General features: G+C 68.9%; 28 protein-coding genes. 7 read left to right on the forward strand and 21 right to left on the reverse strand.

The window, feature by feature from the left end; genetic code table 11:
- The first annotated feature begins 6 nt into the window (after positions 1 to 6).
- On the forward strand, positions 7 to 1,092 hold the full coding sequence (locus V4U86_RS15640; RefSeq protein ID WP_395306885.1) for a GGDEF domain-containing protein: 1,086 nt from the start codon (positions 7 to 9) through the stop codon (positions 1,090 to 1,092).
- Here the strand turns inward: V4U86_RS15640 and V4U86_RS15645 are convergent.
- Genes V4U86_RS15645 through ruvC form a run of 4 tightly spaced genes read right to left on the reverse strand, consistent with a single transcriptional unit; the run spans position 1,089 to position 4,008 of the window.
- Complete coding sequence (locus tag V4U86_RS15645; RefSeq protein ID WP_395306886.1) at positions 1,089 to 1,760, reverse strand: hypothetical protein; 672 nt, start codon at positions 1,758 to 1,760, stop codon at positions 1,089 to 1,091. The two genes, V4U86_RS15640 and V4U86_RS15645, sit on opposite strands and share 4 nt — an antisense overlap.
- Positions 1,761 to 1,808: 48 nt before the next feature.
- Entirely contained in the window at positions 1,809 to 2,861 is a 1,053-nt protein-coding gene (gene ruvB, locus V4U86_RS15650; protein WP_395306887.1) for a Holliday junction branch migration DNA helicase RuvB, read from the reverse strand.
- Between the two features lie 2 nt (positions 2,862 to 2,863).
- Complete coding sequence (ruvA, locus tag V4U86_RS15655; RefSeq protein ID WP_395306888.1) at positions 2,864 to 3,454, reverse strand: Holliday junction branch migration protein RuvA; 591 nt, start codon at positions 3,452 to 3,454, stop codon at positions 2,864 to 2,866.
- Positions 3,451 to 4,008, reverse strand: a complete 558-nt coding sequence (gene ruvC, locus V4U86_RS15660; RefSeq protein WP_395306889.1) for a crossover junction endodeoxyribonuclease RuvC — start codon at positions 4,006 to 4,008, stop codon at positions 3,451 to 3,453. Before ruvC ends, ruvA begins: the two co-directional genes overlap by 4 nt.
- Before the next feature lie 112 nt (positions 4,009 to 4,120).
- Here ruvC and V4U86_RS15665 point away from each other — a divergent pair, with 112 nt between their 5' ends.
- The gene (locus V4U86_RS15665; RefSeq protein ID WP_395306890.1) at positions 4,121 to 4,768 is read left to right on the forward strand and encodes an SDR family oxidoreductase; all 648 of its coding nucleotides are present in this window, start codon (positions 4,121 to 4,123) and stop codon (positions 4,766 to 4,768) included.
- Here the strand turns inward: V4U86_RS15665 and V4U86_RS15670 are convergent.
- On the reverse strand, positions 4,765 to 5,520 hold the full coding sequence (locus V4U86_RS15670; RefSeq protein WP_395306891.1) for a YebC/PmpR family DNA-binding transcriptional regulator: 756 nt from the start codon (positions 5,518 to 5,520) through the stop codon (positions 4,765 to 4,767). The genes V4U86_RS15665 and V4U86_RS15670 overlap by 4 nt on opposite strands.
- A 105-nt stretch (positions 5,521 to 5,625) precedes the next feature.
- Between V4U86_RS15670 and V4U86_RS15675 the strand changes: the two genes are divergently transcribed.
- Positions 5,626 to 6,837 (forward strand): acyl-CoA dehydrogenase family protein, encoded by a 1,212-nt coding sequence (locus V4U86_RS15675; protein WP_395306892.1) that lies wholly within the window; start codon positions 5,626 to 5,628, stop codon positions 6,835 to 6,837.
- Position 6,838: 1 nt separating this feature from the next.
- On the opposite strand, the gene V4U86_RS15680 is transcribed toward V4U86_RS15675, so the two are convergent.
- From V4U86_RS15680 to V4U86_RS15690, 3 genes are read right to left on the reverse strand one after another with little or no spacing between them, the layout of a single operon-like run.
- Entirely contained in the window at positions 6,839 to 7,693 is an 855-nt protein-coding gene (locus V4U86_RS15680) for an SDR family NAD(P)-dependent oxidoreductase (RefSeq protein WP_395306893.1), read from the reverse strand.
- Entirely contained in the window at positions 7,690 to 7,812 is a 123-nt protein-coding gene (locus V4U86_RS15685; RefSeq protein ID WP_395306894.1) for a hypothetical protein, read from the reverse strand. The genes V4U86_RS15680 and V4U86_RS15685 overlap by 4 nt, the downstream gene beginning before the upstream one ends.
- Entirely contained in the window at positions 7,809 to 9,104 is a 1,296-nt protein-coding gene (locus tag V4U86_RS15690) for a cytochrome P450 (protein WP_395306895.1), read from the reverse strand. Before V4U86_RS15690 ends, V4U86_RS15685 begins: the two co-directional genes overlap by 4 nt.
- Before the next feature lie 166 nt (positions 9,105 to 9,270).
- Here V4U86_RS15690 and V4U86_RS15695 point away from each other — a divergent pair, with 166 nt between their 5' ends.
- Positions 9,271 to 9,804 carry a TetR/AcrR family transcriptional regulator gene (locus V4U86_RS15695; protein WP_395312067.1) on the forward strand — a complete coding sequence of 178 codons (534 nt, stop codon included), beginning with the start codon at positions 9,271 to 9,273 and terminating at the stop codon, positions 9,802 to 9,804.
- A gap of 2 nt (positions 9,805 to 9,806) precedes the next feature.
- Here the strand turns inward: V4U86_RS15695 and pdxT are convergent, their stop codons facing one another.
- The 12 genes from pdxT to V4U86_RS15755 all read right to left on the reverse strand — a co-directional run bounded on the left by pdxT (position 9,807) and on the right by V4U86_RS15755 (position 20,437).
- Positions 9,807 to 10,391 (reverse strand): pyridoxal 5'-phosphate synthase glutaminase subunit PdxT, encoded by a 585-nt coding sequence (gene pdxT / locus V4U86_RS15700; protein ID WP_395306896.1) that lies wholly within the window; start codon positions 10,389 to 10,391, stop codon positions 9,807 to 9,809.
- The gene (tesB, locus tag V4U86_RS15705; protein ID WP_395306897.1) at positions 10,388 to 11,236 is read right to left on the reverse strand and encodes an acyl-CoA thioesterase II; all 849 of its coding nucleotides are present in this window, start codon (positions 11,234 to 11,236) and stop codon (positions 10,388 to 10,390) included. Before tesB ends, pdxT begins: the two co-directional genes overlap by 4 nt.
- 7 nt (positions 11,237 to 11,243) lie before the next feature.
- Entirely contained in the window at positions 11,244 to 12,149 is a 906-nt protein-coding gene (pdxS, locus tag V4U86_RS15710; protein WP_395306898.1) for a pyridoxal 5'-phosphate synthase lyase subunit PdxS, read from the reverse strand.
- Between the two features lie 67 nt (positions 12,150 to 12,216).
- Positions 12,217 to 13,251 (reverse strand): NUDIX hydrolase, encoded by a 1,035-nt coding sequence (locus V4U86_RS15715; protein ID WP_395306899.1) that lies wholly within the window; start codon positions 13,249 to 13,251, stop codon positions 12,217 to 12,219.
- Positions 13,248 to 14,372 (reverse strand): glycosyltransferase family 4 protein, encoded by a 1,125-nt coding sequence (locus tag V4U86_RS15720; RefSeq protein ID WP_395306900.1) that lies wholly within the window; start codon positions 14,370 to 14,372, stop codon positions 13,248 to 13,250. Before V4U86_RS15720 ends, V4U86_RS15715 begins: the two co-directional genes overlap by 4 nt.
- A gap of 9 nt (positions 14,373 to 14,381) precedes the next feature.
- Entirely contained in the window at positions 14,382 to 15,332 is a 951-nt protein-coding gene (locus tag V4U86_RS15725; RefSeq protein WP_395306901.1) for a phosphatidylinositol mannoside acyltransferase, read from the reverse strand.
- Positions 15,329 to 15,997, reverse strand: coding sequence for a phosphatidylinositol phosphate synthase (pgsA, locus tag V4U86_RS15730; RefSeq protein ID WP_395306902.1), 669 nt, complete (start codon positions 15,995 to 15,997; stop codon positions 15,329 to 15,331). Before pgsA ends, V4U86_RS15725 begins: the two co-directional genes overlap by 4 nt.
- Positions 15,994 to 16,575 (reverse strand): HIT family protein, encoded by a 582-nt coding sequence (locus V4U86_RS15735; protein WP_395306903.1) that lies wholly within the window; start codon positions 16,573 to 16,575, stop codon positions 15,994 to 15,996. The genes pgsA and V4U86_RS15735 overlap by 4 nt, the downstream gene beginning before the upstream one ends.
- A gap of 4 nt (positions 16,576 to 16,579) precedes the next feature.
- Complete coding sequence (gene thrS, locus V4U86_RS15740; RefSeq protein ID WP_395306904.1) at positions 16,580 to 18,643, reverse strand: threonine--tRNA ligase; 2,064 nt, start codon at positions 18,641 to 18,643, stop codon at positions 16,580 to 16,582.
- A gap of 71 nt (positions 18,644 to 18,714) precedes the next feature.
- On the reverse strand, positions 18,715 to 19,137 hold the full coding sequence (locus V4U86_RS15745; RefSeq protein WP_395306905.1) for a TIGR02611 family protein: 423 nt from the start codon (positions 19,135 to 19,137) through the stop codon (positions 18,715 to 18,717).
- Positions 19,134 to 19,754 carry a PaaI family thioesterase gene (locus tag V4U86_RS15750; protein WP_395306906.1) on the reverse strand — a complete coding sequence of 207 codons (621 nt, stop codon included), beginning with the start codon at positions 19,752 to 19,754 and terminating at the stop codon, positions 19,134 to 19,136. Before V4U86_RS15750 ends, V4U86_RS15745 begins: the two co-directional genes overlap by 4 nt.
- Before the next feature lie 32 nt (positions 19,755 to 19,786).
- The gene (locus V4U86_RS15755; RefSeq protein WP_395306907.1) at positions 19,787 to 20,437 is read right to left on the reverse strand and encodes an HD domain-containing protein; all 651 of its coding nucleotides are present in this window, start codon (positions 20,435 to 20,437) and stop codon (positions 19,787 to 19,789) included.
- 121 nt (positions 20,438 to 20,558) lie between these two features.
- On the opposite strand from V4U86_RS15755, the gene V4U86_RS15760 reads away from it, so the two are divergent.
- The 3 genes from V4U86_RS15760 to V4U86_RS15770 are packed head-to-tail and all read left to right on the forward strand — an operon-like array spanning position 20,559 to position 22,931.
- Positions 20,559 to 21,512, forward strand: a complete 954-nt coding sequence (locus V4U86_RS15760) for a GlxA family transcriptional regulator (protein WP_395306908.1) — start codon at positions 20,559 to 20,561, stop codon at positions 21,510 to 21,512.
- 39 nt (positions 21,513 to 21,551) lie between these two features.
- Entirely contained in the window at positions 21,552 to 22,025 is a 474-nt protein-coding gene (locus V4U86_RS15765; protein ID WP_395306909.1) for a DUF1990 domain-containing protein, read from the forward strand.
- A gap of 3 nt (positions 22,026 to 22,028) precedes the next feature.
- Positions 22,029 to 22,931 (forward strand): hypothetical protein, encoded by a 903-nt coding sequence (locus V4U86_RS15770; protein WP_395306910.1) that lies wholly within the window; start codon positions 22,029 to 22,031, stop codon positions 22,929 to 22,931.
- Between the two features lie 5 nt (positions 22,932 to 22,936).
- On the opposite strand, the gene V4U86_RS15775 is transcribed toward V4U86_RS15770, so the two are convergent.
- A complete protein-coding gene (locus V4U86_RS15775; protein WP_395306911.1) occupies positions 22,937 to 23,704 on the reverse strand; it encodes an enoyl-CoA hydratase/isomerase family protein in 768 nt (255 codons plus the stop codon).
- Position 23,705: the final 1 nt, after the last annotated feature.

The raw sequence follows: 23,705 nt of genomic DNA on the forward strand, positions 1-23,705 counted from the left end.
CCATCGATGGATGCGATTCGCCGATGGTGGCGGCAGCCCGACCGTTACGAGTGGCTCTCCGAGTACCTGGAGGCGCAGCACCTGCGTTGGCCGCTGCAGGTCATCATGGCGATCTCGGTGACGGTGCTGGGATGCGTACCGATCCTGCTGCTCTGGAGCCCGGCGATGTCGCCCTTCGTCGCCACGGCCGCCGTCGCTCTGCCGGCGACCGCGTTGTGCTGGACCATGACGTTCGTCTGGCTGACCCGCTGGCCGTCCCGGCGTACTTCCCGGGCATTCGCCGTGCTCTCGGCGTTGTGCGTCTCCGCCGCTTGTCTGATCGCCCTGCAGCCACAACAGGGCCTGACCTCCTGTGTCGTCTTCGTGGTGATCGCCGGTCTGGTGGCGTTCACCCACACCAGCCCGTTCCTGATCCTGGTGCTCGGCATCGCCGTGAGCACCACCATCGTCTGCGGTCTGCGGGCCGCGACCGGCGGCGATCCCATCCTGGCCGCGAGCGAGACGCTGCTGGTTTTGGTCAGCATCCTGACGGTGCCGATGGTCGGACAGGTGCTGATCCAGCTGTTGGGTGCCGACGCGGTCAATTCGGACGTGGATGCGCTGACCGGGCTGCACAACCGGCGCGGATTCCACCGGGCCGTCGGAGACCGGACCTCCCGGCCGGTCCGCCGCCGGGGCGCGCTTGGTGTGGTGATGGTCGACCTCGACGAGTTCAAACGGGTCAACGACACCCAGGGGCACGCCGCCGGCGACCGGGTGCTGACGTCGGTCGCCGCGGTGCTGCGCCGGGTGGCGGGCACCGATGTCGTGGTGGCCCGGATCGGCGGGGAGGAGTTCTGCATCGCCGCCCGGATGAGCGACAACCACCTGCGCCATCTCGCCGACCGGGTGCGCGCGGCGATCGCGGGGCTACCGCACTCCGTCACCGCGAGTGTGGGCACCGCGTCCGCGCCCGGGCACCCGGCGACGAGGACGCTCGACGAACTGCTCTCGGCGGCCGATCAGGCGATGTACGCCGCCAAACGCGCCGGGGGCAACCGGGTGTGCCACGCGTCGGATCTGCCCGCCGAGCGTCCCGAGAAAGCCGTCTAGCGGTGCGCGAGGTTGCTGTTGCGGCCGCCCCGGAACATGTCCCGCCAGCTGCGCCGCCGGTCGCGGGCCTCCGCGGTGGGGCCGATGACCTCGGTCTTCTGATCTCGCACGGCCACCGGCTCGGCTGCCACGGCGGGCTGCGCCGCGGTGTCCACCGGACGGGCGCTCACGGTGTCGTACTGCCGGACGTCGCGGACGCTGCGCACCGACAACCGCCCGACCGCCGCGGCGCCCAGGAAGACGATCAGCGCGCCGAGACCCGAGAAGTACGCCAGCTCCAGCAGCACCTGCTTGGCCTCGGTCACGGCGACCGGGCTGCCCGCATTACCCAGGGCCAGCGGCCCGGCGAGCGCGCGGCCCACGACGAACCAGGCGCCGGCCGCCACGGCCAGCCATCCACCCAGCATGGCGGTCGCACGGTTGCGCGATACCAGCAGCAGCAGACCGCCCACGGCGGTCACCGCGCCCGGCAGTACCTCCAGCCAACCGCGGCCGATGGTCCAGGTCCACGCTGAATCCGGGGTGTAGGCGAAGTCGAAGTAGGGCCCGACGAACGGGATGAACGCACCCCAGACGCCGAGCAGTATCAGCAGTAGCCCGCTCAGGGCGCCGCGGCTCCGTGGCATGTGCAGTCTGCCGCCGGTACGTCGCTCGCGTGTTTCGGTCATGGTGGCCTCCTCGGTCATAACCGAGGGACTACCCAGCCGGGGTATCGATTATTCAAACAGCCCGGTTTGACCGAACCCGCTGACCGGTGGCTGCAGGCCCAGATGTGTCCACGCCAACGGGGTGGCGACCCGGCCCCGCGGCGTGCGGGCGATCATGCCGGCGCGCACCAGGAAGGGTTCACACACCTCTTCGACCGTGGTGGCTTCCTCCCCCACCGCGACGGCGAGCGTCGAGACGCCCACCGGACCGCCGCCGAAGCTGCGGGTCAGGGCGGACAGCACCGCGCGGTCCAGCCGGTCCAATCCGAGTTCGTCGACGTCGTAGACCTCGAGCGCGGCCTTGGCGATGTCCCGGGTGATGACACCGTCGGCGCGCACCTCGGCGTAGTCGCGGACCCGGCGCAGCAGCCGGTTGGCGATCCGCGGGGTGCCGCGCGAGCGCCGGGCGACCTCCGCGCCGGCGGTGGCCTCGAGTTCGATGCCCAAGATCCCGGCCGACCGCGCCAGCACCCGTTCCAGGTCGGGTGGTTCGTAGAAGTCCATGTGGGCGGTGAAACCGAAGCGGTCGCGCAGCGGGCCGGTCAGCGCGCCGGACCGGGTGGTGGCACCTACCAGGGTGAACGGGGCGACGTCCAGCGGTATCGACGTCGCCCCGGGCCCCTTGCCTACCACCACGTCGACCCGGAAGTCCTCCATCGCCAGGTAGAGCATCTCCTCGGCGGGCCGGGCGATGCGATGGATCTCGTCGATGAACAGCACGTCGCCCTCGACCAGATTCGACAGCATCGCCGCGAGATCGCCGGCCCGCTCCAGCGCCGGGCCGGAGGTGACCCGCAGTGCGGAATTCAGTTCCGCGGCGATGATCATCGCCAGCGAGGTCTTGCCGAGTCCGGGCGGGCCGGACAGCAGGATGTGATCCGGGGTGCCGCCGCGGTTCTTGGCGCCCTCCAGGACCAGCTGCAGCTGCTCACGCACCCGGTGCTGACCGATGAACTCCTGCAGGGAGCGCGGCCGCAGGCTGGCGTCGATATCGCCTTCGCCGACGGTCAGCGCCGGCGAGACCTCCCGATCCTCGGGTTCATCGCCTTCGAAACGACCCATGGCTACTTCTTACCGAGCATGGACAGCGCCGCCCGCAACGCGCTGGAGGTGGTGGCGTTGGGGTCGTCGGCCAGCACCTTGTCGGTGGCCTCCTCGGCCTGCTTGGCCGCGAACCCAAGGCCGACAAGCGCTTCCACCACAGGCATCCGCACCGCGTGCCCGACGGCGCCGGCCACTCCGCTCGCCCCGGGCACCGCGCCGATCTTGTCGCGCAGTTCCAGCACCATCCGCTCGGCGCCGCGCTTTCCGATACCGGGCACCCGGGTCAGGGCGGTGACGTCCCCGTCGGCCAACGCCTGGCGCAGCGAGGCGGCGTCGTACACCGCCAGCGTGGCCAGCGCGATCTTCGGGCCCACCCCCGAGACGCCCAGCAGTGTGTTGAACAGATCCCGGGACTCGCCGTCGGCGAAGCCGTACAGCGTCATCGAGTCCTCGCGCACGATCATCGCGGTGATCAGCCGGGCTTCTTCCCCGCGCCGCAGGGTGGACAGCGTCGACGGGGTGGCCATCACCTTGTAGCCGACACCGGCGGCCTCCACCACGGCGTGGTCCAGGGCGATGTCGATGATCTCGCCGCGTACCGAGGCGATCATGCGCGGGCCGCCTTCAGCCGGGCCTGGTAGAGCTTCTTCTGCGCCTGCGCCTTGGCCTCCGCCTCGGCCATCCGGGCGATCATCGGGGCCCGCCAGCAGTGACAGATCGCCAGCGCGAGCGCATCGGCGGCGTCCGCGGGTGTCGGCTTCTGTTGCAGGCCAAGGATCTTGGTGACCATGGTGGTGATCTGCGCCTTGTCGGCCCGGCCGTTGCCGGTGACCGCGGCCTTGACCTCCGACGGGGTATGGAAGAACACATCGATGTTGCGGCGGGCCGCGGCCAGGGCGATCACCCCGCCGGCCTGCGCCGTCCCCATCGCGGTGTTGGCGTTCTGATTGGCGAACACCCGCTCGATGGCGATCACGTCCGGGACATGGGTGTCCATCCAGTGCTCCACGGTGTCGCTGATGGTCAGCAGACGCTGCTGCAGCGGTGCGTCCGCAGGCGTCCGCACGACGTCGACATCGAGCGCGGTGACATGGCGCCCGCGCCCGCTCTCGACCACCGACAACCCGCAGCGCGTCAACCCGGGATCGACTCCCATAATCCGCACGCCAGCCCCTTCAGATAAGAACACGTGTTCGATAGCCTAGCCGCCCGGGCCGACGCAACCCGACAGGGACACGCTCGGATCACTCGTCACGATCGATCCGTAGGCTGAGTTGATGCGAGTCGTCATTGCGGGTGGACACGGCAAGATCGCGCTGCTGCTGGAGCGGCTGCTGGCCGACCGGGGCGACAGTCCGGTCGGACTGATCCGAAACCCTTCGCAGGCCGGGGATCTGGCGGAGGCCGGCGCGCAGGCAGTGGTGCTCGACCTGGAGCAGAGTTCGGTGCGGCAGGTCGCCGACGCCCTGGCGGGCGCCGATGCGGTGGTGTTCGCCGCGGGCGCCGGACCGGGCAGCGGGGTGACCCGCAAGCAGACCGTGGATCGCGATGCGGCGATCCTGCTCGCCGACGCGGCCGAGGCCGCCGGCGTGCAGCGCTACGTCATGGTGTCCGCACTCGCGGCCGACGACCGCAGCCTCGATGACGGGTACGACGAGGTGTTCCGCGCCTATATGCGCGCCAAATCCGAGGCCGACGCGAATGTCCGGTCCCGCGCCGGCCTGCAGACGACCGTCGTGCGGCCCGGCGGGCTGACCGACGAGCCCGGCACCGGGCGGGTACAGATCGCCGAATCCACCGGGCGCGGAACCATCCCGCGCGCCGACGTCGCCGCGGTGTTGCTGGCGGTCCTGGACTCCCGCGCCACCGCCGGGCGGACCTTCGAGGTCATCGCCGGGCAGACACCGATCGGCGCAGCCTTCTAGTCCTCGTCGAGCTGGGCGGCGACGTCGTCCGGAATGTCGATGTTGGTGTAGACCTCTTGCACGTCGTCGCTGTCCTCCAGCGCGTCGACCAGCTTGAGCACCTTGCGGGCACCTTCCAGATCGACGGGCACCGAGACCGACGGCTGGAAGCCCGACTCGGCGGAGTCGTAGTCGATGCCGGCGTCCTGCAGGGCCGTGCGCACCGCGACCAGGTCGGTGGGTTCGCAGATGATCTCGAAGCCCTCACCCAGGTCGTTGATCTCCTCGGCGCCCGCCTCCAGCACCGCGGCCAGCACGTCATCCTCGGAGAGGCCGTTCTTGTCGAGCGTGATCACGCCCTTGCGGGAGAACAGGTAGGCCACCGATCCGGGGTCGGCCATGTTGCCACCGTTGCGGGTCATCGCCACCCGCACCTCACCGGCCGCGCGGTTGCGGTTGTCGGTGAGGCATTCGATAAGCACCGCAACACCATTGGGGCCGTAGCCCTCGTAGGTGATGTTCTGCCAGTCGGCGCCGCCGGCCTCTTCGCCACCGCCGCGCTTGCGGGCGCGCTCGATGTTGTCGTTGGGCACCGAGGACTTCTTGGCCTTCTGGATGGCGTCGTACAGCGTGGGGTTACCGGCCGGATCGCCGCCACCGGTACGCGCCGCAACCTCGATGTTCTTGATGAGCTTGGCGAACATCTTGCCGCGCTTGGCATCGACGACGGCCTTCTTGTGCTTGGTGGTGGCCCACTTGGAATGGCCGCTCATTCAGATTCCGCCCTCTTTCTCCGTCGATCGTCGGTTGCACAGTCTACGGGTACGCCCAGGGCCACCCGCCTGGCCGAACAACTTACTCTTGAGTAAGATAGCCCCATGACCTTCTCCCTGGAGCTGTCCTCCGACCTGCTGGACGTGCAGAAGTGGGTGCACGAGTTCGCCGCCGACGTGGTGCGCCCAGCCGCCGCCGAGTGGGACGAGCGCGAAGAGACCCCATGGCCGATCATCGCCGAGGCCGCCAAGATCGGCCTCTACTCGATGGAAATGTTCGCCGAACAGGCCGCCGAGCCGTCCGGGCTGGGCATGGTCACCGTGTTCGAGGAGCTGTTCTGGGGCGACGCCGGTATCGCGCTGTCCATCCTGGGCACCGGGCTGGCTGCGGCCTCGCTGTCCGGCGGCGGCACCCCCGAGCAGATCGGGGAATGGCTGCCGCAGATGTTCGGCACCGTCGACGACCCCAAGGTCGCCGCCTTCTGCTCCTCGGAGCCCGGCGCCGGATCCGACGTCGGATCCATCCTGACCCGGGCCCGCTACGACGAAGCCACCGACGAATGGGTGCTCAACGGCACCAAGACCTGGGCCACCAACGGCGGCATCGCCGAGGTCCACATCGTCGTCGCGTCGGTGTACCCGGAGCTGGGCAGCCGTGGTCAGGCCTCGTTCATCATCCCGCCCGGCACCCCCGGCTTCAGCCAGGGCCAGAAGTTCCGCAAGCACGGCATCCGCGCCTCGCACACCGCCGAGGTGGTACTCGACGAGGTGCGCATCCCGGGCCGGCTCATCCTCGGCGGCAAGGACAAGTTCGACGCCCGCATCGCCAGGGCGCGCGAGGGTAAGCGGACCGCCGGGCAGGCCGCGATGGCCACCTTCGAGCGCACCCGCCCGTCGGTCGGCGCCATGGCGGTCGGGGTGGCCCGGGCCGCCTACGAGTACGCGCTGGACTACGCCCGCGAGCGGGAGCAGTTCGGCCGCAAGATCGGCGACTTCCAGGCGGTGGCGTTCAAACTCGCGGATATGAACGCCCGCATCGACGCCGCCCGGCTGCTGGTCTACCGGGCGGCCTGGATGGCGCGCAACGGCAAGCCCTTCGAGAACGCCGAGGGGTCGATGGCCAAATTGGTGGCCAGCGAGACCGCGGTGTACGTCACCGACGAGGCCATCCAGATCCTGGGCGGCAACGGCTACACCCGCGACTACCCGGTCGAGCGGATGCACCGCGACGCGAAGATCTTCACCATCTTCGAGGGCACCAGCGAGATCCAGCGGCTGGTGATGAGCCGCGCGATCACCGGGTTGCCGATCCGCTGAGTCAGCGCACCAGCGCCGCTCCCCCGTCGAGGCGGATCTGCTGGCCGGTCATGAACCGGGATTCGTCGGCCAGCAGGTACAGCGCGGCATACGCCGTCTCCCAGGTGCTGGCCCGGCCCATCTTGAGTTTGACGACCTCGCCGTAGGCCTCGTCGACCTCTTCGGGGGTGTGCCCGAACAATTCCTGGGAATCGTGGTTGCCCAGGGTGGAGTCGATCGGGCCGAGCATCAGCGTGTTGGCCCGTACCCCGGCCGCGGCGAACTGCACCGCGGTCAGTTCGGTGATGTAGTTCAGCCCGCACTTGCCCAGCGCATACGGCATGATGCCGATGTTCAGCCCGATCTCGTTCTTCAGGCTGGCAATCGAGGAGAAGTTGACGATGCTGCCGGTGCTGGCACCCTCGTTGCGCTGCATGCATTCGGCGGCAAAAAGGTTGCAGTGGTATGCCCCGAGCATGTTCACGTTGATGCCGCGGTTGAAGTTCTCCGTGGTCATGGAGTTGGTCTCGAAGTCGAACGGCGGATTGACCGCCGCGCTGTAGACCATGCCGTCCACCCGGCCGCTGCGGGCCATGACGGTGTCGAAGATCCGTTGGCAGTCTTCCTTTTCGGCGACGTCGGCCTGCACCGCGTAGGCCCTGCCACCCTCGGCGATGATCAGGTCGGCGGTCTCCTGCGCGGAGTCGAGGTTGATGTCGACCGCCACCACCTCGGCACCGTGCCGGGCTGCCAGCAGCGCGGTGGCCCGGCCGTTGCCGACGGTGTCGCCCGGCATCTGCCCGCCGCCGACGATGACCACCACCTTGCCGGACAGATCGAAGGCGGTGCGGTCTTTGCGGGCGAAATCGGTTGTCATGATTCTTCTTTCAGATGGATGGCCCGTTCCGGGCAGCTGGCTGCGGACTGGGCGACCGCTTCGGTGAATTCGGCGGGGACCGCGGTGGGGATGGCCTGCGCGTCGACGGTGACGATCATGAGGCGGCCCCCGCGGGGTCGATGTGCAGGTGCAGTTCGGTCAGGCCACGCAGGATGAAGGTCGGTACGTAGTCATAGCTGCGCTTGCCGGGGGCACCGTGGCGACTCTCGTCGATGCGGATACCGGCGACGCCGGCCAGCAGGCGCTCGATGACGACCCGGCCCTCCGCGCGTGCCAGCGGCGCCCCGATACAGCTGTGGATGCCGCGGCCGAAGGCGATGTGCCGGCGGGCGTTGGGCCGGTCCAGGTCGAAGGTGTCCGGGTCCTCGAATTGGCGCGGATCCCGGTTGGCGGCACCGAGATTCACCATCACCGTGGCCCCGGCCGGGATGTCGACACCCCCCACGGTCGTCGCGGCACGGGCGAGCCGGAAGTCACCGCGGATCGGGCTCTCGAAGCGCAACGCCTCCTCGATGAAACCGGGAATCTGTTCGGGATGGGCGCGCAACCGGTCCTGCAGGTCGGGACGCTCGGCCAGCACCATCAGCGCCGAGGACAGCAGCCGGACCGTGGTTTCCTGTCCGGCCGAGAACAGGTTGGCCGCCACCCGCACCACATCGATGACCTCCGGGGTCGATCCGTCCGGAAAGGTCGCCTCGGCCATATCGGTCAGCACGTCGGCGCGCGGGTGGGCACGCCGGTCGGAGATGTACTCGGCGAACCGGTGATAGAGGTATTCCAGTGGCGCGTGCGCCATTTCCTCACCTTCGGCGCTGCCGAGTGAGCCGTCCCCGACCAGTTGCACGGTGAGCTCGCCGCGGTCGGCCTCCGGGACGCCGAGCAGATCGGCGATGACCAGCAGCGCGACCGGATTGGCCACCTCGCGGATGAACTCGCCACCCCCTCGGGCGACGTATGGAACCAGCACCTGATCGGCCAGTCGCCACAGGAACTCTTCGTTCTCCTTCAGGCGTTTGGGCGTGATCAGGCGTGACAGCAGCGCCCGATGCGCGGTGTGGGTGGGCGGGTCGAAGGTCGGCAGCTGGTCACTGAAGGGCAGCTCGTCACGATGCTGGTCGATCAAGGCCCGCACCTCGGCTTCGTCGCGCCCCTCCAGTGGAACCGGGAATCCCGGGAAGGGCCCGGTCACGCTGGCGCAGGACGAGAACCTGTCGTGATCGCCGAGGATCGCCTGGGCCTCCGCGTATCCGGTCACCAGATAGACGCCCTGGGTGGGTTCGCGCAGCACAGGACTGACGGCCCGCATGCGCCGGTACAACTCGTAGGGATCGGCGACCAGCGCCGGATCCTGGAAGAAGTCGACGCCGTCAAGCACGTCCGAAGCAGTCAAGGGGCTCTCCTCACGGTGGCTGAAAACTGACCAAACGTACAGCCAGTTACAGACCAATCGTACAGGGCTATACTGTACGAATGGTCAGGGAGCCGGGTATTGTTAGCAGCACTACATCTGCGGTGGCGCTGTGACTGCGCCCGCCCCGAGCACCCGGCAGCGGCTGATGTCCACCGCCGTCGAATCATTCCGCCGGCACAGTGTCGCCGGCACCTCCCTACAGATGATCTCCGACGAACTCGGCCTCACGAAATCCGCTATCTACCATCACTTCCGGACCCGTGACGAGCTTCTCGAAGCGATCCTGGAACCGGTGATGGGCGATCTCGAACAGCTCGTGGGCACCGCCGAGGCAGCCCGGGGCCCCCGCGCTCAGGCCGATTCCATGCTGACCGGCTTCGTCGCACTGGCCGTCGCCCACCGTGCCCTGATCCCGGTACTCACCGGCGATCCCGGCGTCGGCGATTTTCTGCGCAGCCGCCCGGATTGGAGTGCGGTCGTCCAGCGCCAACTTGCGTTACTCGCCGGCGTCGAACCCGGCATGGGGGGCCAGGTCAAGGCGGCCGTCGTGATGGCCGGTATCTCCGCGGCCGTCGGCGTGGACTATCCCGAGGCCGGCGCCGACCTCACCAGGCTGCGGGACGAACTGGTCACCGCGGGCCGGCGCACCCTCGGTTTGCGCTCGCCGCGCGCGGCGTGAGTTCAGGACAGCGAAGCGACGAACATCGCGTGCACCCGGCGGTCGCCGGTCATCTCCGGGTGGAACGAGGTGGCCAGCATCCGTCCGTGGCGCACCGCGACCGGGTGCCCGGCCGCGGTGGCCAGCACCTCCACGTCGGGGCCGACGCGTTCCACCCAGGGCGCCCGGATGAACACCGCGTGCACCGGGCCGTCGATCCCGGCGAACTCCAGGTCCTCCTCGAAGGAGTCGACCTGGCGCCCGAAGGCGTTGCGGCGCACCGTCATGTCGATCCCACCCAGCGGCAGCGCCTCGCGCCCGGGCACGCCGGCATCCAGGATCTCGGTGGCCAGCAGAATCATCCCGGCGCAGGACCCGTAGGCCGGCATGCCGTCGGCCAGCCGCGCCCGCAACGGTTCCAGTAGATCGAATTCCCGCAGCAGGTGACTCATCGCGGTCGATTCGCCACCCGGGATGACAAGTCCGTCAACGGATTCCAGCTCTCGCAGCCTCCGCACCGTGCAGGCCTGCGCGCCCGCTTCGGTGAGTGCGGCCAGATGCTCGCGGGTGTCGCCCTGCAGGGCGAGCACCCCCACCCGGGCGCTCACCTGGGCGTCGGGGTGAAATCACGCTGGTAGCGCGTCAGCCCCTCCTGCATCACCGAGGCGACCATCTCGCCGTACTGGTTGAACAACTTGCCCTGGGTCAGCGCACGGCCACCGCAGGCCGAGGGCGAGGACTGGTCGTAGAGCAACCATTCGTCGGCCCGGAACGGACGCATGAACCACATCGCATGGTCCAGCGAGGCGATCATCAGGTGCTTGCGTTCCTCGGGGTGGTTCACCTGTGCCGAGCCGAGCAGGGTGAGATCGCTCAAGTACGCCAGCGCGCAGATGTGCAGCACCGGATCGTCGGGCAGCGGGTCGCGGTGCCGGAACCAGACCTGCTGTTGGGACGCCTTGCCCGGCAACTTGTTCACCTGGTCGCGCGGCACGATGCGCACGTCCCACTCGTCGAACTGGCGGAAACTGGCGTCATCGAAGACCTTGGCGTTGGTCTTGAAGCTCGGTATCTCGTCCGGGCCGGGTGCCGCGGGCATCGCATCCTGGTGTTCGATACCGGACTGGTCGGTCTGGAATGACGCCGACATACTGAAGATGGTCTGCCCGTGCTGGACGGCGCTGACCCGCCGGGTGGCGAACGACCCGCCGTCGCGGATGCGTTCGACCAGATAGACCGACGGTGTGCGCGCATCACCGGGTCGCAGAAAGTAGCCGTGCAACGAGTGCACCTGGAACTTCGGATCGACCGTGCGCACCGCCGACACCAGCGACTGTCCGGCCACATGCCCGCCGAATGTGCGCTGCAGGAAACCGGATTCGGGGCTGAACACCCTCCCCCGGTAGATGTTGACCTCGAGTTGCTCCAGGTCGAGGATTTCCTCGATTGCCACAGGCGGCTTACCAGCCGCGCTCGGCCAGGCGATGGGGCTGCGCGATGTCCTCGACGTTGATGCCGACCATCGCCTCACCCAGCCCGCGCGACACCTTGGCCAGCACATCCGGATCGTCGTAGAAGGTGGTGGCCTTCACGATCGCCGCGGCGCGGGCGGCCGGGTCACCGGACTTGAAGATGCCCGAACCGACGAACACACCCTCGGCACCGAGCTGCATCATCATCGCCGCATCCGCGGGGGTCGCGATACCACCGGCGGTGAACAGCGTGACCGGCAACTTGCCGGCCCGGGCCACCTCGGCCACCAGCTCATAAGGGGCCTGCAACTCCTTGGCCGCCACGAACAACTCGTCCTCGCTCAGCGAGGTCAGCCGGCGGATCTCCCCGCCGATCTTGCGCATGTGCGTCGTGGCATTCGAGACATCCCCGGTCCCGGCCTCACCCTTGGAACGGATCATCGCCGCACCCTCGGTGATCCGGCGCAACGCCTCACCGAGGTTGGTCGCCCCGCACACGAACGGCACGGTGAAGCGCCACTTGTCGATGTGGTTGGCGTAGTCGGCCGGGGTCAGCACCTCGGACTCGTCGATGTAATCCACCCCGAGGGACTGCAGGATCTGCGCCTCGACGAAATGCCCGATGCGCACCTTGGCCATCACCGGGATGGTGACCGCGTCGATGATGCCCTCGATCATGTCCGGATCACTCATCCGCGACACCCCACCCTGGGCACGGATGTCGGCGGGCACCCGCTCCAGCGCCATCACCGCCACCGCACCGGCGGCCTCGGCGATGCGGGCCTGCTCCGGCGTGACAACGTCCATGATGACGCCACCCTTGAGCATCTCGGCCATACCGCGCTTCACCCGCGCGGTGCCGATCTGGCTGCCGTTTTGCGCTGCGGTATCCATAACTATCTCCTCCGGTCCACTACTGATCCAGTCTAAAGCTGCTGCCAAATCGATTGATTTCGTAGCCTCACCGGATGGTGCGGGGCTGCGAATCGTCTCGACTGCCGGGTTCCCGGCCGTGTCCGTCGACCAAGCGGTTCGCCTCGACCAGCAACTCGGCGAGTTGTACCGGGTAGACCGGCTCACCTGTCGCGACCAGCTCGCGGACCATTGTCGCATCGCACCATCGGTGGCCGTGAATGTAGCTGCGTTCGAGGGCGGAATGCCCGGCGGTGGCGGGCTCGAAATGGCGCGTGCGGTGCACGAAGAAGAACTCTTCGCTGCGCATCACCGAACCGTTGAAGTCGATGATCGCCTCGCGCCGCCAGACCGGGCCGAGCAGGTCCGCGGCCGAAACCTGCAGACCGGTCTCCTCGGCCAGTTCCCGCACCGCGGTCTGCGCCAGCGACTCCCCCGGCTGTGCCGCGCCGCCGACGGTGAACCACCAGCGCGGCGCGGTGCCGTCCCCGGCCGGGTCCGAACCGCAGAACAACAGGATCCGGCCCTCTTCGTCGAGCAGCGCGATGCGGGCGGAGACCCGGCGGTTGACCGGGCCGCCCGGGGTACCGGCCCGCTCGGCGATCTCGAAGTAGCCGGGCAGTGCTGCGGTGCCGCCCAGGTGGAGCAGCCGCACCATCGGGCGTTCCCGCAGCGACAGGGTGTCGCGCACGGCGTCGTTGTGGAATCGCCGGGCCAGCAGCACCCGGGCCTCGGCATCGGCCAGTTCGGCCACCAGCGCGGTCGGCAGGGACGCCGGGTCGACCATCTCCAACGCTGCGGACAGCGCGTTCTCGGCGCCCTCGCGCGCCGGCCGTTCGGCACGTTCGGCCGCGGCGGCCAGCGCGGCCAGCCGTTTACCCGCCGGCCCGCTGCCATAGGCGTCCACGGCGACCGCCCGGGCGACCACCGCACGACGGGCCAGCGCGGCATCGAGCGCCTGCCAGGACAGGTCGTAACGGACGTGCAGTCGGTCCAGCCGGTTGGCGGTCAGGTAGGCCCAGCTCGCGGTCAGCAGCAACACCACGCCGAGCAGGACCAGCGCGACGATCAGGATGACGTTCACGAACTCACCTGCACCTTGGTGCCCACACCGCTGACCGTCTCGTACACCCGCATGATCTCGCCGGCCACCACCGACCAGTCGTAGCGGCGCACCGCCTCGGACGCGGCGGCGACATAACGCTGGCGCGCATCGTCGTCACGCAGCAGTTCGATCAGGCTGTCGGCCAACGCATCCGCATCGTCGACCGGCACCAGCCGGCCGGCCTGCCCCTGTTCCAGCACGCGCCGGAAGGCATCCAGATCGCTGGCCACCACCGCGGTGCCGGCGGCCATGGCCTCGACCAGGACGATGCCGAAGCTCTCCCCGCCGGTGTTGGGCGCGCAGTAGACGTCCACGCTGCGCAGCGCCGAGGCCTTGGTGGCGTCGTCGGCGGCGCCGAGGAAGCGCAGGTTCGCCGCGTATCGCCCGGCCTGTTCGGACAGTTCCTCCTCGTCCCCGCGGCCGACCACCAGGACCTCGACATCGCTGAACTCCGCGACCAGCCGCGGCAGCGCAGCGAGCAGCACCGACATCCCCTTGCGTGGTTCGTCGAACCGTCCGAGGAAGAGCACCGAGCGGCCCGGTCGCGGATACCCGTCGAGCATCGGCGCCGAGGCGAATTCCGATACCGACACCCCGTTGGGGATTTCCACGGCGTCGGAGCCGAGCGCCTCCATCTGCCAGCGCCGGGCCAGGTCCGATACCGCGATGCGGCCCACGATCTTCTCGTGCAGCGGGCGCAGCATCCCCTGGAAAACGCTGAGCGTCAACGACTTCGTGGTCGAGGTGTGAAAGGTCGCCACGATCGGCCCCTCGGCGATCATCAACGCCAGCATGGAGACACTGGGCGCATTCGGCTCATGCAGGTGCAGCACGTCGAAATCACCGTCGAGGAGCCACTTCTTGACCTTGCGGTGGGTGGCGGGCCCGAACCGCAGCCGGGCGACCGAACCGTTGTACGGGATGGGCACGGCCTTGCCGCCCGACACCACGTAGTCGGGCAGCGTCACATGCGGCGACGCGGGAGCCAGCACGCTGACGTGGTGACCGTCCGCCCGCAGGACCTCGGCCAACTGCAGTACGTGTGCCTGCACACCGCCGTGCACATCGAACGAGTACGGGCACACCATCCCGATGCGCATCGGGGCTCCCTAGCTGCCTTCGAGCCGGGCGCGGCGCTCGACGGACAGGTCGGCGATCCACTGGGGTTGCAGCATGTGCCAATCCGCCGGGAACTCGGCGATACCCGCCGCGAAGTGATCGGCCAGCTCCTGGGTGATCGCGCCGACGTCACCGGAGGACGTGTCCACCGGCGGGTGCATCCGCAGGCCCCACCCGTCCTCGGTGAACCAGGTGTGCGCCGGGATCAGCACCGCCCCCGTCTGCAAAGCCAGTTTGGCCGGGCCCGACGGCAGCCGGGTCTGCTCACCGAAGAAGTCCACCGGCACCCCGGACCGGGTCAGGTCGCGGTCGGCCATCAGACACACCAGGCCGTTGTCCTGCAGCCGCTCGACCAGTACCTCCGACGGTGGGCGGGGCCCGCCGGTCAGCGGCAGCACCTCGAATCCCAGGCTTTCCCGGTACGCGACGAACCGGTTGTACAGCGACTCCGGTTTGAGCCGTTCGGCGACCGTGGCGAACTGCCCGTAGGTGTTGGTCAGCCACACCCCGGCGATGTCCCAGTTGCCGCTGTGCGGCAGGGCCAGCACCACACCGCGGCCGAGCTTCAGCGCCGCCTCGATGTGCTGGTCGCCCTCGACCACGTCCTGTACCGAGGCCGTCACCGCGGCGTGGTCCATCGACGGCAGCCGGAACGCCTCGCGCCAGTACCGGCCGTAGGAGGCCAGCGAGGCGCGGATCAGGCCGGCGGGCACCTGCTCCGGGGGAACACCGATCACCCGGCTCAGGTTCTTGCGCAGCTGCGCCGGTCCACCGCCCCGCGCGGCGTACAGCGCCCCGGCGTCGAACATGTTGCGGGCGGCGAACTCCGGCATCGCCCGCACCAGGCGCCAGCCGGTCGCATATCCGAGATCCGAGAGCTGCCCGCCCAGCGGGACGCGGAGGCCGCCGACATTCGGCAGCCCCGAGGTGGGTGTGCTCACGTGGGATTTCCTTCCGGCGGGGGTGTCTGCGCCGGCGGTGCCGGTAGCGGATCCATGGCGCCGGCCGAGGTGCGCACGGCGTGCAACCGCTGCGCCAGCGTCACCACGCTGGCCACCGCCAGGCCCCACATCGCGATGTCCAGCAGCAACGGCAGATTGAACGCGGCGGACAGCCCGGCCCCGGCCAGCGCGATCACCAGCCGCTCGGGACGCTCGATGATGCCACCGTCCCCGCGCAGCCCGCTGGCTTCGGCCCGGGCCTTGATGTAGGAGATGACCTGCGAGGTGACCAGGCAGATCAGGATGGCGACCACCAGCGCGGTGTTGTGCGCGCTGAACGCTGCCCACCAGGCCAGCCCGCAGAAGATCGCACCGTCGCCGAGCCGGTCGCAGGTCGCGTCCAGCACCGCGCCGAAGCGGGTCCCACCGCCGCGCTCGCGGGCCATCGCGCCGTCGAGCATGTCGGCGAGCACGAAGAAGAAGACGGCGACCGATCCCCACCACAGCTGCCCGATCGGGTACAGCGTGAGGGCGGCGACCACCGAGCCCGCGGTGCCCAGGATGGTGATGCTGTCCGGGGTCAGCCCGGCCCGCAGCGCGGCCCTGGCCACCGGCCCGGACACCTTGGTGTAGGCGGCCCGGGTCATCAGGTAGAAGTTGCTCACGGTGTCGTCTCGTCGATGCGCTGCCATTCCGCGGCGAGCAGCTTGCGGGTCTCCCCGAGCAACTGCGGGATCACCTTGGACCCACCGATGATGGTGATGAAGTTGGCGTCCCCGCCCCAGCGCGGGACGACGTGCATGTGCAGATGCTCGGCCAGCGAGCCGCCCGCCGAGGTACCCAGGTTGAGTCCGACGTTGAAGCCGTGCGGGCGCGAGACCGCCTTGATCACCCGAATCGCCTTCTGGGTGAACGCCATCAGCTCGGCGGTCTCCTCGACGGTCAGGTCTTCGAGTTCGGAAACCCGCCGGTAGGGCACCACCATGAGATGACCCGGGTTGTACGGGTAGAGGTTCAGCACGGCGTAGACCAACTCGCCGCGCGCCACCATCAGTCCGTCCTCGTCCGACATTCCGGGAATGTCGGTGAACGGCTCCTTCGACTGTGCCGAACCCGCCCCCTTCTTCATCGGCGACTCGGCGATATAGCTCATCCGGTGCGGAGTCCACAGCCGCTGCAGGTGGTCGGGTTCGCCGACGCCCTGGTCGACGATGGCGTCGTCCCTCGCGTCCCGATCGGTCACGTTGTCAGGCTCCTGCCCCCTCGATACCGGCCTCGAACAGTTCCGCGTTGGGAGTGTTGTTCACCCGGCGGTTGATCCAGTCCACGATGGCGTCCACGGCCGCATCCCGCGGCACCGCGTTGACCTGGCTGCGGTCCCCGAAACGGAACGACACCGCTGCGGCCTCCAGGTCCTTGTCGCCGGCCAGCAGCATGAACGGCACCCGCTGGTTGGTGTGGTTGACGATCTTCTTGGCCATCCGGTCGTCACTGGAGTCCACCTCGACCCGCACACCGCGTGAACGCAGTTGCGCGGCAACGTCTTCGAGGTAGGGCACGTGCGCATCGGCGACCGGCACGCCGACCACCTGGACCGGGGCCAACCAGGCCGGGAACGCACCCGCGTAGTGCTCGGTGAGCACCCCGAAGAACCGCTCGATGGAACCGAACAGCGCACGGTGGATCAACACCGGCCGCTGACGGGTGCCATCGGCGGCGGTGTACTCCAGTTCGAACCGGTCGGGCATGTTGAAGTCGAGCTGGATCGTCGACATCTGCCAGTTGCGGCCGAGCGCGTCCTTGACCTGCACCGAGATCTTCGGGCCGTAGAAGGCGGCGCCGCCGGGATCCGGCACCAGATCCAGCCCGGAGGCCTCGGCGACCTCGCGCAGCGTCTCGGTGGCCTCATCCCACACCTCGTCGGAGCCGACGTACTTCTCCGGGTCCTTGGTGGACAGTTCCAGGTAGAAGTCGTCGAGGCCGTAGTCGGACAGCAGGTCGAGCACGAACTGCAGCAGCGAGCTGAGTTCCTCGCGCATCTGCTCGCGGGTGGTGTAGATGTGCGCATCGTCCTGGGTCATCCCGCGCACCCGGGTCAGCCCGTGCACCACGCCGGACTTCTCATACCGGTACACCGACCCGAATTCGAAGAGCCGCAACGGAAGTTCGCGGTATGACCGGCCGCGGGAGCGGTAGATCAAGTGGTGCATCGGGCAGTTCATCGGCTTCAGGTAGTAGTCCTGGCCGGGCTTGCGCACCTCACCGTTCTCGTCGTACTCGGCGTCGATGTGCATCGGCGGGAACATGCCGTCGGCGTACCACTCCAGGTGACCCGAGGTGACGTAGAGATGCTCTTTGGTGATGTGCGGGGTGTTGACGAACTGGTAGCCGGCCTGCTCGTGCTTGGCGCGCGAGTAGTCCTCCAGTTCCTTGCGGATGATGCCGCCCTTGGGGTGGAACACCGGCAGGCCGGAGCCGAGCTCGTCGGGGAAGCTGAACAGGTCGAGTTCCACGCCGAGCTTGCGGTGGTCGCGGCGCTGCGCCTCCTCGATCAGCTCGAGGTGACGGTCCAGCGCCTCCTGGGACTCCCACGCGGTGCCGTACACCCGCTGCAGACTGGCGTTGTTCTGGTTGCCGCGCCAGTACGCCGCGCTGCTGCGGGTCAGCTTGAACGCCGGGATGAACCGGGTGGTCGGGATGTGCGGTCCGCGGCACAGGTCGCCCCAGACCCGCTCCTTGGTGCGCGGATTCAGGTTGTCGTAGGCGGTCAGCTCGTCCCCGCCGACCTCCATGACATCGGGGTCGCCGGACTTGTCGTCGACCAGTTCGAGCTTGTAGGGCTCCCCGGCAAGTTCTTGGCGTGCTTGGTCTTTGGACTCGTACACCCGCCGGGAGAACAGCTGACCGTCCTTGACGATCTTGGCCATCCGCTTCTCGAGCTTCGCCAGGTCCTCCGGGGTGAACGGTTCGGCGACGTCGAAGTCGTAGTAGAAGCCGTCGGTGATCGGCGGGCCGATCCCGAGCTTGGCCTGCGGGAACAGCTCCTGCACGGCCTGGGCCAGCACATGGGCGCAGGAGTGCCGGATCACGCTGCGGCCGTCCTCGGTGTCGGCGGCGACGGCTTCGACCTCGACGTCGGTGTCCGGCGTCCAGCTCAGGTCGCGCAGCCGGCCCTCGGCGTCGCGCACCACCACGACGGCGTCCGGGGCGCCGCGTTCGGGCAGCCCCGCCGCGCGCACCGCAGCCCCGGCGGTGGTCCCGGCAGCGACCCTGATCAGGGCTGCGGGGGCGGAACTGGCGGCGGCGGTCATCGGGGTGTCTCCTACGGTGCGGGCGATGAAACGATCGGGCCCATGCTATCGGGGTTGCCCGGGCGTACCTGCTAGGACCCGATACCGATCGGACTCTTCAGCCAGGGCCAATCGATACCGACCCAGCCGGCGACCAGACCGACCGCCCCGAACAGCCACAGCGTGCCGAGCACCACCGCCGTGGTGAACAGCGCGCCCAGTGCCTGCACCGCGAGGTGCTGACGGGTGAACCACGCCATCGCCTTGTCGTAACGGGCCCGCACCCAGTGCAGCGCCACCTGCGCAACCCGGAACTCGGTTGCCAGGATGGCCAGGCCCAGGAAGACGATCGCCCAGCCGGGTCCGGGGTACGGAATGGCGATGATTCCCACGACCAGCACGATCGACCCGATGACCCCGACGGTGATCCGGTAGCCGAGGTCGATCACCGGCCGGTTGCGGATCTTGTCGCGCCACCGTGCCCAGGCCCGCTTGCGTTCACCGTCGCCGGTCACGGCTGCCCGGGCTTCAACCTGATGAACAGCGCATCACCCTCGGTGAGCACCTCGCCGTTGTCCAGGATCCGGCCCGACACGTTGATCTTGCGCCCGTCGATCCGGTCGATACCCGCGTCGACCTGCAGTTCGCAGTTGATCGGCACGATCTTGCGGTAGTCGATGCCCAGGTGCGCGGTGCGCTGGTACGGGCTCTTGGTGAGCACGGCGGTGGTGTACCCCAGCAGCGAGTCGAACAGCAGGCCGAGCATCCCGCCGTGCACGGCACCGTTGCGGCCCAGGTGGTAGCGACGGAAACGCACGGTGCCGGCGACGCGGCCGTCCTCGGTGGTGTGCACCCGCAGTGGCACAGAACTGACGTTTCCCCGGTTGGGCAGATCGAGCCGTCGGCCGGACGGCGAGTGCCACTCGTCGGCCTCGTACGGAGCCAGCAACGCCGACACTTTCTCGATCAGTCCGGCGGCCTCGGTGATCACCTCGTCGGGGGCGTCCGCGGCGCGGGCGTGGTCCTGCAGCGTCCGGACCGCCTCGATGAAGCGCCCGTAGTCGGGCCCGCCGCGGTCGGTGGGATCCGGCGGATTGAATCCGCCTCCTGAGTGCGCTACGCCGGTCGTCACACCAGCAACGGTATTGCACGCGGGCGGCGTGCTCACTCCGGCCAGTCGCTGCCCAGGATGACGTCGACGAAGTCGGTGCGTTCGAAACCGGGCGCGTAGCGCGCCAGCACGTCGGCGTTGATATTGCCGAAGGTGCTCGCCGGGCGGTGCAGGTTGCCCTCGGTGAATGCGTGCAGGATGCGGTTCTTGAAGTCCGGCCGCGGATGGGCGGCCGTCACCGCGGCGATCTGCTCGGCGGACAACTCCGCGCGCCCGATGCCGACCACATCGGTCTGCACGCCGGCGATCACGAAGGCGACTTCGGGGTCGAGGAACTCCGGCACGCCGGGCGTGGTGTGCAGGGCGATGCCCAGCCAGACCAGGCCGGCCCGGGTCTCGTCGATCCCGCGGGCCAGCAGGAAGTTCCGGGCCGCGTTCGCGCCGTCGACCTCGAAGCGCAGTTGTGAGTCGCGATAGCCGGCGGTCAGGCCGATGTCGTGGAACATCGCGCCGGTGTAGAGCAGCTCGGGGTCCGGGGTGCGCCCCAGCCGCTGAGCGTGCAACGAGCCGAACAGATACACCCGCCGGGAGTGGTGGAACAGCAGGTCGTCCTCGGTGTCACGGATGTACTCGGTGACCTCGCGCACCAGGTTGGTGGCGGGGATGACGACGCCGGCGACGATCTCGTCTGTACTGCTGGTCATATCGGATCTCCTTGTGGTCGTGCGGTTCTCGGGCCTTCTGAGATCGAGTCTGGACCGGGTTGGGGGCGGGCACCCATGGCAGATCTGCCATCTTTCCCTCAAATTGGGACACAATGGCCGGGTGCCCGACATCGTCATCACCGTGTTCGACGGCGTGAAACTGCTCGACGTGGTCGGCCCGGCGGAGGTGTTCGCCGAGGCGAACCGGTTCGGGGCGTCCTACCGGCTGCGCTACGCATCAATCGACGGCACCGATGTGCTCACCTCGATCGGCACCCGACTCGCGGTGACCGACCGGATCGACGCGGTGGAGGCGGCGGACACCGCACTGGTGGCCGGCGGCGACGCTCTGGTGCGCGCACCGATCGACCCGGCCCTGGTCGAGGCCGTGACCACACTGCACGCTCGGGCCCGCCGGACCGCCTCGATCTGCACCGGCGCCTTCATCCTGGCCCGGGCCGGGCTACTGCACGGCCGGCGCGCCACCACGCATTGGCGGCATGTCCGGCTGCTGTCGGACGCCTACCCCGACATCGAGGTGGCCCCGGACGCCATCTTCGTCCGGGACGGGGACGTCTACACCTCGGCGGGGGTGACCGCAGGCATAGATCTCGCGCTCGCCCTCGTCGAGCAGGACCACGGTGCCGAACTGGTGCGCACGGTCGCACGATCACTGGTGGTGTACCTCAAGCGCGCCGGCGGACAGTCACAGTTCTCCACCCTGCTGGAGAGCGACCCGCCGGCGAACTCCACCCTGCGTACCGTGCTGACCGCCATCGCCGCCGATCCCGCCGGGGACCACAGCGTGAAAACCCTTGCGGCACTGGCCTCGATGAGCACCCGGCAGCTCAGCCGGTTGTTCCGCACCGAGTTGGACACCACCCCGGCGCGGTACGTGGAGTCGGTACGCATCGATGCCGCCCGCGGCGCGCTCGACGGCGGGCACACCGTCACCGATGCGGCCCACATCGCCGGATTCGGCAGTGCGGAGACTCTGCGCCGGGTGTTCGTCGCGCATCTGGGGGTCAGCCCGCGCGCGTACCGGGACAGATTTCGCAGCGCGGTGGGTGATTGATCGACCCGCCGGCGCGCCCGCAAATGCCATAGTGGCGGGGTGGATCTCACCTACCCGGAAGTGGGCGCGACGCGGGGCCCGCTGCCCGAGGGCTATCAACACGTGCACGCCCACGCGGTGATCGGCCACGGCCGGGCCCGTTTCCAGGAGGCCGCCGACGCGGTCCTGCACTGGGGCATGCAACGCGGCGCGGGGGTGCTGGTGCGGGCCGATGCGGACACCGCGGAGGTCGGAACCGAAGTGACCGTCGGCATCTGGCCGCTGCGCGCACCGTGCCGGGTGGTGTACCTGCTCGACGAGACCGACCGGCGGGGCTTCGCCTACGGCACGCTGCCCGGGCACCCGGAGTCCGGTGAGGAACTGTTCGCGGTGCGCTACGACCCGGCCGACGGCACGGTGCATGCCGAGGTGACGGCCTTCGCCCGGCACGCGACGTGGTGGAGCCGGCTCGGCGGTCCGGTCACCAGGCTGACCCAGCGGCTGATCACCCGGCGCTACCTGAAGGCGGTATGACCGGTGCCCGCGCGGTATTCGTTGCGCAGGGCGCGCTCGGTGCTGGCCGCCGAGGTGGCTGCGATCCGGCGTCGCGACCCCGATCTGGATGCCGGCGCCATCACGGTGTTCACACTGCCGCTGCTGGTCGGCCTCGTCGGGGTGCTCAGCGTCGGTGTGGTGCCACTGATCGTCATCCGCAGCAGCGCGGACACCGACTCCCTGCTGGTCCCGCTGGTCGGCTCGGTGGCCCTGGTCATCATCTGCACCGCGGTGGTGGCGTGGCTGACCTCGGTGGTGATCTCCGCGCTGGTGGTGATGCTGCTCTACCGCACCGGCCCGGCCGCGTCCTCGCACCTGGTGATCCGCACGCTCACCGCGTCGTTCGGCCGGGTCAGCGACTGGACGTCACACATCACCCTGCTGGCGCTGGTGGCCGGTCTGGTGTCGCTGGCGATCGGGCTGCCCACCCGCAGTGCCGACGAGCTGGCCAACTCGGTGCTCGACGATCTGCTCGCCGCGCAGGTCGGTGTGCTGCTCGCCGTGCTCGGGTTGGCGTTCATCGCCGAGTCGGTGCGCTGCGCCGCCGATATCGTCGACGATCAGTCGCTGATGCTGGCCTGGCCGTGGGCGCTGGTGATCGCTTGCACCAGTTGGTCTTTGGCGTCCATCGTGGGCCCGTTCGAGACGGTGCGACTATTGACCATCCTGCTCAACGAATGGTTACCGGCGTCCGTGGACGGCGTGCCGCGCGCCCAGGTGATCGCCGATGTGTTGCCTGCTCACGCCCGATGGTGGGCCGCCTTCGGTCCGCTGCCGGGCATCGCCGCGATCTGGGCCTTCAGCGCGTGGCGCCTGGACGGCTTCACCCACGTGCGGGATTTCCTGGCCGGCACCGATGATGTGCCGGCCAGTCGGCTGGCCTGAGCGCCCTACTTACCGCCCTGCAGCAGTTTGGCGACGTTGTTCTTCAACTCGTCGGTACCGAAGGTGAGTTCCTCTGCGGTGGTGGCGTAGTCGAGGGTGATCTGCACCTGACGCTCCAACTGCATGTTGAGGATGCGCTTGGTGGATTCCACGGCCTTCTGCGGCAGCTCGAGGATCTTCTTGGCCGCCGTGATGGCCTCGGCCAGCGGGTCGGCGACGACGTGGTTGGCCAGGCCGAGTTCGACGGCCTTGGCGGCCGGGATCCGCGCCCCGGTGAGCGCGTATTCCTTGGCCTGCAGGATGCTCATCTGCATCGGCCAGACCAGCGGGCCGCCGTCGGCGGCGACCAGCCCCACCTGCACGTGCGGGTCGGCCAGGAAGGCCTTCTCCGCCATGTAGACGATGTCGGACAGCGCCACCACGCTGCAGCCCAGCCCGACCGCGGGCCCGTTGACCGCGGCGATCACCGGGATCCGGCAGCGCGCCATCCCGATCACGATCTCGCGGCCGTCGGCGATGGTCTTGGCCCGCAGGTCCGCGTCCTGGCTGATCTGTTGGATGTAGTTGAAGTCACCACCGGCCGAAAACGCTTTGCCCGCACCGGTGATCACCGCTGCGCGGGCCGTGCGGTCCTGGCTGAGCCGGTTCCACAGCCGGGCCAGCCCGACGTGCAGATCGTCGTTGACGGCGTTGAGTTCCTCGGGCCGGTTCAGCGTGATGATGCGCAGCGGGCCGTCGGCCTCGACCTGGATTTCCTTGGGCATGTCGTACATG

Source organism: Mycobacterium sp. AMU20-3851 (genome assembly GCF_043974665.1).
GTDB lineage: Bacteria > Actinomycetota > Actinomycetes > Mycobacteriales > Mycobacteriaceae > Mycobacterium.

Bases quoted from the DNA above. Each gene is read 5' to 3' on its own strand.
- V4U86_RS15640 (WP_395306885.1), top strand. From the start codon at position 7: ATGGATGCGATTCGCCGATGGTGGCGGCAGCCCGACCGTTACGAGTGG.
- V4U86_RS15645 (WP_395306886.1), bottom strand. From the start codon at position 1,760: ATGACCGAAACACGCGAGCGACGTACCGGCGGCAGACTGCACATGCCA.
- ruvB (WP_395306887.1), bottom strand. From the start codon at position 2,861: ATGGGTCGTTTCGAAGGCGATGAACCCGAGGATCGGGAGGTCTCGCCG.
- ruvA (WP_395306888.1), bottom strand. From the start codon at position 3,454: ATGATCGCCTCGGTACGCGGCGAGATCATCGACATCGCCCTGGACCAC.
- V4U86_RS15665 (WP_395306890.1), top strand. From the start codon at position 4,121: ATGCGAGTCGTCATTGCGGGTGGACACGGCAAGATCGCGCTGCTGCTG.
- V4U86_RS15670 (WP_395306891.1), bottom strand. From the start codon at position 5,520: ATGAGCGGCCATTCCAAGTGGGCCACCACCAAGCACAAGAAGGCCGTC.
- V4U86_RS15675 (WP_395306892.1), top strand. From the start codon at position 5,626: ATGACCTTCTCCCTGGAGCTGTCCTCCGACCTGCTGGACGTGCAGAAG.
- V4U86_RS15680 (WP_395306893.1), bottom strand. From the start codon at position 7,693: ATGACAACCGATTTCGCCCGCAAAGACCGCACCGCCTTCGATCTGTCC.
- V4U86_RS15685 (WP_395306894.1), bottom strand. From the start codon at position 7,812: ATGATCGTCACCGTCGACGCGCAGGCCATCCCCACCGCGGTCCCCGCC.
- V4U86_RS15695 (WP_395312067.1), top strand. From the start codon at position 9,271: ATGTCCACCGCCGTCGAATCATTCCGCCGGCACAGTGTCGCCGGCACC.
- pdxS (WP_395306898.1), bottom strand. From the start codon at position 12,149: ATGGATACCGCAGCGCAAAACGGCAGCCAGATCGGCACCGCGCGGGTG.
- V4U86_RS15720 (WP_395306900.1), bottom strand. From the start codon at position 14,372: ATGCGCATCGGGATGGTGTGCCCGTACTCGTTCGATGTGCACGGCGGT.
- thrS (WP_395306904.1), bottom strand. From the start codon at position 18,643: ATGACCGCCGCCGCCAGTTCCGCCCCCGCAGCCCTGATCAGGGTCGCT.
- V4U86_RS15755 (WP_395306907.1), bottom strand. From the start codon at position 20,437: ATGACCAGCAGTACAGACGAGATCGTCGCCGGCGTCGTCATCCCCGCC.
- V4U86_RS15775 (WP_395306911.1), bottom strand. From the start codon at position 23,704: ATGTACGACATGCCCAAGGAAATCCAGGTCGAGGCCGACGGCCCGCTG.